At 65.9% G+C, this 2,392-nt stretch carries 2 protein-coding genes and 1 pseudogene; 2 read left to right on the plus strand and 1 reads right to left on the minus strand.

What is annotated here, in order from left to right:
* Together VFL64_RS16620 and VFL64_RS16625 are read left to right on the plus strand one after the other, a co-directional pair.
* Nucleotides 1-496 (plus strand): annotated as a pseudogene (locus VFL64_RS16620) (ABC transporter substrate-binding protein); the annotation flags it as partial.
* A 65-nt stretch (nucleotides 497-561) separates the two neighbouring features.
* Nucleotides 562-1,827, plus strand: coding sequence for a putative Na+/H+ antiporter (locus VFL64_RS16625; RefSeq protein ID WP_489541493.1), 1,266 nt, complete (start codon nucleotides 562-564; stop codon nucleotides 1,825-1,827).
* A 49-nt stretch (nucleotides 1,828-1,876) separates the two neighbouring features.
* Here the strand turns inward: VFL64_RS16625 and VFL64_RS16630 are convergent.
* Nucleotides 1,877-2,392: TRAP transporter large permease subunit (locus VFL64_RS16630; protein WP_489541494.1), on the minus strand; the 516-nt coding region annotated here is incomplete at its 5' end.

Genomic DNA, 2,392 nt, shown 5'->3' on the forward strand with positions numbered 1-2,392 from the left:
GGGTGGCGACATTTACCCCGCCCTGGAGAAAGGCACGATCGACGCCGCCGAATGGGTCGGCCCCTATGACGACCAGAAGCTCGGCTTCAACAAGGTCGCCCAGTTCTACCACTACCCCGGCTGGTGGGAAGGTGGCCCGCAGCTCGACCTGCTGGTGAACCAGAAGGCCTACGACAGCCTCTCCGCCGAGTACAAGGCCATCATCGAAAGTGCCGCCGCCTTCGCGCACACCGAGATGCAGGCCAAGTACGACGTGAAGAACCCGATCGCGCTGCGCCAGCTGGTGGCCAACAAGACCAAGCTTGTCGCTTTCCCGAAGCCGGTGATGGACGCCGCCTACAAGGCCGCCATGGACATCTACAGCGAGATCTCCGCCAAGAACCCGAGCTGGAAGAAGATCTACGACGACTACTCCAACTACCGTCGCGAAGCGAACCTGTGGTTCCGCTTCACCGAAGCCCGCTTCGACAGCTACATGCAGTCCGCCAAGCTCTGAGCCCGGTCGCGCACGCATGACAAGCCCCGCCGCGGCGGGGCTTTCTTTTTGCACAATCCATTTCCATGACGCCTACCACCGTTCAGATCGTTGCGGCCGCCTTGTTCGCGGTGGCGCTGGCCCACACCTTCTCGACCAGCGTGTTCGCCCGCCTGGCCCACCGCTACCCGCGCCACGAGGGCGTGTTCCACCTGCTGTCCGAGGTGGAGGTGGTGTTCGGGTTCTGGGCGCTGGTGCTGGTGTTGTTCCTCTTCGTGGCGCTGGGGCGCGACGCGGCCACGGCCTACATCGACGGGCGCAACTTCACCGAACCGCTTTTCGTCTTCGCGATCATGGTGGTGGCCGGCAGCAAGCCCATCCTGAAGCTGGCCTCGGTGCTGGTGAACGGGCTGGCCCGGGTGACGCCACTGCCGCGGTCGATGGCGGTGTACTTCCTGGCCTTGTCGGTGCTGCCGCTGATGGGCTCGGTGCTCACCGAGCCGGCGGCGATGACGCTGGCCGCGCTCACGCTGCGCGAGCGCGTGTTCAACAACGTCGATCTGCCGGAACGGCTGAAGTATGCGACTTTGGGAGTCCTCTTCGTCAACGTGTCGATCGGGGGGACGCTCACCTCGTTTGCCGCACCGCCGGTGCTGATGGTGGCGGCGAAGTGGGGCTGGGATTCCGCGTTCATGCTGGGTCATTTCGGCTGGAAGGCCGCACTTGCCGTGGTGATCAATGCGGCCGCCGTGACACTGCTCTTTGCGCGCCCCCTGCTGCGCGCCAAGCCGGAAGAAGCGGGCCGACGCGACCGCAGTGGGCCGCCACCGACGGCGATGTTCGTGAGCGCGCTGTTCCTGCTGGGCGTGGTGATGTTCGCCCACCACCCGGCCGTCTTCTTGGGCCTGCTGCTCTTCTTCATCGGCTATGCGCGAGCCTACCCGCGGCACCACGACGCCCTCATCTTGCGCGAGGCCCTGCTGGTGGCCTTCTTCCTGGCCGGCCTGGTGGTGCTGGGCGGGCAACAGCAGTGGTGGCTGCAGGAACTGCTCACGCGGCTGAGCGCGCAGCAGGTCTACTACGCCGCGACGGCCCTCACGGCTGTGACCGACAACGCGGCACTCACCTACCTCGGCTCGCTGGTCGAGGGGCTGAGCGACGAGTTCAAGTACTCGCTGGTAGCCGGTGCGGTGACAGGCGGCGGCTTGACGGTCATCGCCAATGCGCCAAACCCGGCTGGGTATTCGATCCTGCGCGGTAGCTTCCGTGACGGCGCCATCAGCGCCGTGTGGCTCTTTGTCGCCGCTGCCGGCCCCACGCTGGTGGCCATTGCCGCATTCCAGCTGTTGTAACGCCGGTGCCGACGGAGGCGGCGTGAGCCGCACTCCGTCGCATCCTCTACTACTGCTTCTTCTTCTCGTCAGCCTTCATGGCCTCTTCGAGCGCCTTCATGGGGTCGTCGGCGTCGTTGGTGGTCTCGGCCTGAGGTTCCGAGGCGGCCGGGTCACCCGGCTGCGCACCGGAGGCTGACGGGTCCGCCGGCTCGGGCGCGATGCCGGCGTCCTTGTCTTCCTGCATGCGCAGTTCCTGGAAGGCCTTGTCGGCGTCGATGGTCTCTTCCTTGGTCAGGCCGCTGGAGACGAGCGCCGGGAACGCGATGATGAGCCCCACCATGATGATCTGGATGATCACGAACGGCACCGCGCCCCAGTAGATCTGCCCGGTCGTCACGCGCGCGGTCAGTCTGCCGGTGAGCTTGTCGAGGTAGTCCTTCGCCGGCGCGACGCTGCGCAGGTAGAACAGTGCGAAGCCGAACGGCGGGTGCATGAACGACGTCTGCATGTTCACGGCGAGCAGCACGCCGAACCAGACGAGGTCGATGCCGAGCTTTTCGGCGACCGGCCCGATCAGCGGCAC

It is taken from the genome of Rhizobacter sp. (assembly GCF_035702065.1).
Taxonomy (GTDB): domain Bacteria; phylum Pseudomonadota; class Gammaproteobacteria; order Burkholderiales; family Burkholderiaceae_C; genus Rhizobacter.

Excerpts from the sequence above, each read along its gene's own strand:
- VFL64_RS16625 (WP_489541493.1), top strand. The coding sequence starts at position 562 with ATGACGCCTACCACCGTTCAGATCGTTGCGGCCGCCTTGTTCGCGGTG.